The organism is Actinomycetes bacterium, from assembly GCA_036510875.1.
Taxonomy (GTDB): Bacteria; Actinomycetota; Actinomycetes; order Prado026; family Prado026; genus DATCDE01.
Genome location: DATCDE010000341.1, coordinates 1 through 5,686 on the forward strand (window position 1 = coordinate 1; position 5,686 = coordinate 5,686).

At 68.6% G+C, this 5,686-nt stretch carries 4 protein-coding genes and 1 pseudogene; 4 read left to right on the top strand and 1 reads right to left on the bottom strand.

The genetic code is table 11. The features are described from left to right. Window positions 1-29 precede the first annotated feature (29 nt). The 3 genes from VIM19_19480 to VIM19_19490 all read left to right on the top strand — a co-directional run bounded on the left by VIM19_19480 (window position 30) and on the right by VIM19_19490 (window position 4,500). Window positions 30-1,097, top strand: a complete 1,068-nt coding sequence (locus tag VIM19_19480; GenBank protein ID HEY5187026.1) for an IS630 family transposase — start codon at window positions 30-32, stop codon at window positions 1,095-1,097. A gap of 338 nt (window positions 1,098-1,435) precedes the next feature. Beyond that, window positions 1,436-2,833, top strand: coding sequence for a M20/M25/M40 family metallo-hydrolase (locus VIM19_19485; GenBank protein ID HEY5187027.1), 1,398 nt, complete (start codon window positions 1,436-1,438; stop codon window positions 2,831-2,833). After that, a complete protein-coding gene (locus VIM19_19490) occupies window positions 2,830-4,500 on the top strand; it encodes an AbgT family transporter (protein ID HEY5187028.1) in 1,671 nt (556 codons plus the stop codon). The genes VIM19_19485 and VIM19_19490 overlap by 4 nt, the downstream gene beginning before the upstream one ends. Before the next feature lie 202 nt (window positions 4,501-4,702). On the opposite strand, the pseudogene VIM19_19495 reads toward VIM19_19490, so the two are convergent. Further along, a pseudogene (locus VIM19_19495) lies at window positions 4,703-5,132 on the bottom strand (transposase). 179 nt (window positions 5,133-5,311) lie between these two features. Here VIM19_19495 and VIM19_19500 point away from each other — a divergent pair. Further along, window positions 5,312-5,563: a hypothetical protein gene (locus VIM19_19500; GenBank protein HEY5187029.1), complete on the top strand. Its 252-nt coding sequence runs from the start codon at window positions 5,312-5,314 to the stop codon at window positions 5,561-5,563. Window positions 5,564-5,686 lie beyond the last annotated feature (123 nt).

Below are 5,686 nucleotides of genomic sequence, written 5' to 3' on the forward strand. Positions count from 1 at the left end.
TTGTGGTGTGAGGTTCGGGACAATGGAGCATGTCTGTTGCCCCGGCGGTGGTCTTGCGTGCTGGTGATGAGTCGCGGTTGAACGCTGTGCTTCGGTCCTCGACGGTGGAGGCGGGCCTGGCGCAGCGTGCCCGGATCGTGCTGCTGGCGTCGCAGGGGGTGGCGAACGCGGCGATCGCCCGGCAGGTCGGGGTCAGTGGTCCGACGGTGCTGTTGTGGCGGAACCGGTACGAGGCGGGCGGTATGGAGGCGTTGGAGGACCTGCCTCGGTCGGGTCGGCCGCCGGTGCACGACGAGGTCGCGGTGGTGGTGGCGACGCTGGAGGCCCCGCCCGAGCGGCTGGGAGTGACGCACTGGTCGGCGCGGCTGCTGGGTGACCAGCTGGGGATCTCCTTCGCGACGGTGGCCCGGATCTGGCGGAAGTGGAACCTGCAGCCGTGGCGGGTGGAGACGTTCAAGTTCTCCACTGACCCCGAGCTGGAGGCCAAGATCCGCGACGTTGTCGGGTTGTACCTGAACCCCCCAGACAAGGCCGTGGTGGTCTGCGTCGATGAGAAGTCCCAGGTGCAGGCCCTGGACCGCACCGCCCCGATCCTCCCGCTGCGACCAGGTATCCCCGAGCGGCAGACCCACGACTACGTCCGCCACGGCACCACCACCTTGTTCGCCGCCCTGGAGGTCGCCACCGGGAAGGTGACCGACGCCTGCTACGACCGGCACACCAACGCCGAGTTCCTGGCGTTCCTCAAGCAGGTCGCCAAGGCCTACCCGCGGGTGCAGCTGCACGTGGTCGCCGACAACTACGCCACCCACAAACACCCCGCGGTCAAGGCGTGGCTGGCCAAGAACCCCCGCGTCACCATGCACTTCACCCCCACCTCGGGGTCCTGGCTGAACATGGTCGAGATCGTCTTCGGGATCATCACCCGCCAAGCCATCCGCCGCGGCACCTTCACCAGCGTCAAAGACCTCATCACCGCGATCGAGACCTTCATCGACGGCTGGAACGACCGCTGCGAACCCTTCGTCTGGACCAAGACAGCCGACGAGATCGTCACCAAGGCTCACCGCAAGACAACTTCAAACACGCAACACTAGACTCACCAAGCTCCGTCATGAATGCCGATCAAGCGCGCTTGATTGCCAGCCCCGTGGCGGCAGGCGTTCGTGGCCGTCCGGGGTGGTGTGATGACGGCGACGGGTGTTGCCGGGAGGTGAACGCTTGGGGGACGGCTGGTATCACTGCGAAAGTCGACGAGCGTTGCCCACGGCTGAGGCCGGGCCTGGAACATCGCGTCCTGGCCGATGGCAGTTGGGCTGCCTAGTCGCTGAGGGTCCCCGTCGCGTCCGTTCATCGGTCTCGTGCACTGGACGGCCGTGTCGCCTGGTGTCAGGATGCGGGCGTTCCGGCTGACGACTAGTTTGCCCAGGCGGGCATGGAGGGGCGGGGAACAGTGAGCGAGCCAGCACCTGAGGTGCTCCGCGGTCGGGTGCACGGCATGATGCCGGCGCTGACGCAGGACCTCGTCGACTTGGTGTCTGTTCCGTCCGTTTCGGTCCGTGGGTTCCCGGAGGAGACCCAGAGACCCCTTCTGGAGGCTCACGATCTCGTGGCGCGGTTGTTCCGGGAGGCGGGGTGCGAGGCGGTCGAGCGGATCGACCTTCCGGGCACCGCACCGGTCGTGTTCGCCGAGATCGGGCCGCCGCCGGGGGCACCGACGGTGCTGCTCTACAGCCACTACGACGTCGTGCCGGTGGGCGACGAGAGCCTGTGGGAGACCTCGCCGTTCGAGCCGACCCTGAGCGAGGGTGCGATCCACGGCCGTGGCAGCGCCGACAGCAAGGCCAACATCGTGGCGCTCCTGGGCGCTTTGCGCGCCTGGGACGGCCGACCGCCGGTCGGCGTCAAGGTCGTGATCGAAGGGCTGGAGGAGGTCGGGGGCGGCGCGTTCACCACCTACCCGGCGCAGGACCCGCAGCGGTTCGCCTCCGACGTGATGCTCATCGCGGACATGGGCAACGTGCGTCCGGGCGTGCCCACGCTGACCGCCGCCCTGCGCGGCATGGCGAACGTCGTCGTCGAGGCCCGCACGCTGGCCTCCGCCAAGCACAGCGGCCAGTACGGCGGTGCGGCACCCGACGCGCTCATCGCGCTCATGCACGCGCTGGCGTCGCTGCACGATGAGAACGGCGACGTTGCCGTGGAAGGGCTGCGCCGGGAGGACTGGCCCAGTGGCGGCCCCGACGCGGAGGAGTTCCGCCGGCTCGCCGAGGTGCTCGACGGCGTGCCACTGGTCGGCTCGGGGACCCTCGGCTCACGGGTGTGGTCCGGTCCGGCGATCACCGTCATCGGCGTGGACGTGCCGTCCGTCGACCACGCGCTCAACGCGGTGTCCCCGCACGCCCGCGCGAAGCTGAACGTCCGCGTCCACCCGGAGCAGGATCCGGTCGAAGCCCAGGGCGCGGTCGTCCGCCACCTGAACGCCGTGCGGCCGTTCGGGATCCAGCTCCAGGCTCGGGGCCAGGAGACCGGTCAGGGCTACCGGGGACGGATGGCCGGGCCGACCTTCGACGCGGCCAAGGCCGCCTGGGCCCAAGCGTGGGGTGCCGAGACCCTGGTCGCCGGAGCAGGCGGGTCGATCCCGTTGGTGGCTTCCCTGCACGAGGCGGTGCCGGAGGCTGACATCGTGCTGGTCGGCGCGACGGACGGCTACGCCAACATCCACGGTCCGAACGAGCGCGTGTTGCTCGACGAGCTCGAGAAGGCGACGCTCGCGATAGCGGACCTGTTCGGGCGGCTGCCGGACGCTCGCAGCGCGGCGGAGCAGGGGTGAGCACCGCCGACGCGCCGGCGCCGCCGGCCGCCCCCGGGAAGCCTGGCCTGTTCCAGCGCATGCTCAACGTGATCGAGCGGGTCGGCAACAAGGTGCCGCACCCGGCCATCTTGTTCCTCGCGCTGTGCGCGGGTGTCATCGTGCTCTCCCAGCTGCTCGCGTGGGCCGGCGTCAGCGCGAGCTACGAGGTCGTCAAACCCCCGTCACAAAGCGTGGACGCGGTTGACGTCGGCGGCTCGACGCTGCCCGCCGAGATCATGCCGCCGCAGCCGCCCTCCGCGGGCGACTACCACGTCGTGCACGAGACGGTGCACATCCAGGGGCTGCTCACGGTCGACGGGATCCGCTACCTGTTCACCTCGTTCGTGAACAACTTCATGGGCTTCACCGCGATGGGGATCATCCTCATCGTCATGATCGGCGTCGGGGTGGCCGAACGGTCCGGACTCATCGCCGCGCTGATCCGCAAGCTCGTCGCCGCCTCCTCCGTCGGGGCGCTGACGTATATCATCGTGTTCCTGGGCATCCTCTCGAGCATCGCCTCGGACGCCGGGTACCTGGTGCTCATCCCCCTCGGCGCCGCCGCCTTTCTCAGCGTCGGACGCCACCCGCTGGCGGGCATGGCCGCGGCGTTCGCCGGTGTCGCAGGGGGGTTCGGCGTCAACCTGCTCGTGACACCAACCGACGCCGTGCTCACCGAGATCACTAACGAGTCGATCCATCTCGTCGACCCCGCCCGCTCCGTCGACCTGACGGCCAACCTGTGGTTCGGGATCGGCTCGACCGTGGTTCTCACGGTGGTTCTGGGCTTCATCACCTCCCGCGTGGTCGAACGCCGCCTCGGGGTCTACGACCCCTCGGTCGCTCCCCAGGCCGGCAGCGGCGACATCCAAGCAGCCGACGACGCCCCGGACGTGGACCCGGGCGCGGAGAGCAGAGGACTGCGCCTGGCGGGGATCTACCTCGCGGTCACCGCCGTGGTCGTCACGCTCCTGACGGTGCTGCCGGGTGCTCCGTTGCGCGACCCGCAGACGGGCAGCATCATCGGCACCTCGCCGTTCATGGACAGCTTGATCGTCATCATCACACTGCTCTTCCTTGCGGCCGGCCTCGGCTACGGGCGCGGCGCAGGCACGATCCGCACCAACACCGACGTCATCGACGCCGTCACCAAGTCCTGGGCCGGGCTGGCCGGCCTGCTGCTGCTCTTCCTGCTCATCGCGCAGTTCATCGCGTACTTCAACTACTCCAAGATCCCGCAGGTCGCGGCGGTGAAGCTCGGCGACCTCATCGAGAACGTCCACATCGGCACCGCCTGGCTGCTGCTGATCGCCATCCTGATCACCCTTGTGGTCGGCATCATCATCCCGCAGGCAATCGCCAAGTGGGCGCTGCTCGCGCCCATCTTCATTCCGCTCTTCCTGCGTCTCGGGGTCGACCCTGCGGCCGTGCTCGCCGCCTACCGCGTCGGTGACTCGCCGGTGAACATCGTCACCCCGATCATGGCCTACTTCCCACTCATCGTGGTCTTCGCAGCCCGCTACGACCGACGTTCAGGGATCGGCACCGTCATCGCCCTCATGCTGCCCTACTTCATCGCCCTGGCAACGGTGTGGACCATCTTCTACCTGGCCTGGTACCTGCTCGGCCTCCCCTGGGGCCTCTGACAGGGTCCTGAACGCCCGCACCCCTCGACTTCCCGAGTCACACTGACCGAGCGAAGACATCGCATCGAGACCACTAACCTCGATCACTTGTGATCTTAGGCAAGGTGTCGGTGGCGCGGTGGCAGCGGGTTGCCGGATCCGGCGGCGAGGTTGATCCTGGGCGTTCGTGGCGCCGCTTGTCCGGTGGCGTGTGGTGGGGGGTTCAGGTCGGGGCGTGCAGGCGGGCGTGAACGCGGGTGATCAGCTCGCTCCACCGCCAGCCCGGGGAAGTCGCAGCCAGCGGCGGCGTGCGCTGGTGACGAGCCGGCCGGCGACGTGCAGGATGCGTAGCCGGAGTCGTTTGGGCTCCCAGAACCTCGCGATGCTGCCAATGAAGGCGAGCGTCTGGGTCCAGGTGAGCAGCTCGGCGGCGAGCTGGACGAGTTCGAGCCAGATCATATTCTTGGTGAACTGCTGCAGAGGCAGCTTGCGCAGCCCGGTGTCCTTCCGGGCGCGGATGCGGTCCTCGGTGCGGGCGTGCATCCGGTGCCGCAGCTCCAGCTCGGCGACCCGACCTGCGGCCAAGTTGGTGGCGAACATGGTGGTCCCCGGCCCTCGACGTCGGTCAGGCGCAGCTGGGCGCCAGGGGGTGGAACTCCCGGCGGGCGATCATGATCCGGGTGCCGGCCGGCCAGGGGTTGCGCGCGGGTGGCGGCGGGTCAGCTCGGCGATGTGCGCCTCGGCGCGGCGGTCACCATCGACGTCGCGATGTTGCGAGGTGAGCGGTTCTCAGTAGTGTTCACACGTCGCACGAGCACCGGGGGAGCGTTGGATGCAGCACATCATCGGTTTGGCATTCGCCAATGCCGCGTCGCTGGCGGTGCAGCTCCTCGCGGTTGTCCTGGTCATCTTGACCCGGCCGCGCCCGAAGCCCCTGCTGTGGGCGTTCTGGCTCAGCGCGATGGTCGTCAGTTGCGGCTCTCGCTCCATCGTCTTGGCCGTCTTTCGCGCTGTCAAGGGCACCATCCTTGGCACCACAACGCGCACCGTGAGCCCGGCCATCTACCCTGAGTTCCGCAGCTAAGTGATCTTGTGGGCATGGATCAGGCCGTTGACCTGCGGTTTTGGGTGCGCGTGGGTGCGAGGTGTAGTGCCTACAAGCCGATGATCCGGGCGCGGGGTCAGCCGGCGGTGTCGATCTGGAGGA